Origin of the sequence: Streptomyces katrae, from assembly GCF_000966975.1 — a bacterium.
Lineage (GTDB): Bacteria > Actinomycetota > Actinomycetes > Streptomycetales > Streptomycetaceae > Streptomyces > Streptomyces katrae.
On record NZ_JZWV01001637.1, the window covers coordinates 1 to 266 of the forward strand.

1 protein-coding gene is annotated in these 266 nt (G+C 74.4%); it reads left to right on the forward strand.

The genetic code is table 11. The features are described from left to right. The coding region (locus VR44_RS39775; RefSeq protein WP_045952573.1) for a beta-ketoacyl synthase N-terminal-like domain-containing protein at positions 1-266 on the forward strand (266 nt) is incomplete at both ends.

A 266-nucleotide genomic window follows, 5' to 3' on the forward strand; every position in this document is an offset into this window, starting at 1 on the left:
TGCTCCTCCTCCCTCGTCGCCCTCCACCTGGCCGTCCAGGCCCTGCGCCGCGGCGAATGCACCATGGCCCTGGCCGGCGGGGCCGCCGTCATGGCCGCCACCGGCATGTTCACCGAGTTCAGCCGCCAGCAGGGCCTGGCCGTCGACGGACGCTGCAAGTCCTTCGCCGCCGGCGCCGACGGCACCGGCTGGGGCGAAGGCGTGGGCATGCTGCTCGTCGAGAAGCTCTCCGACGCCCTCCGCAACGGCCACCCCGTCCTCGCGGT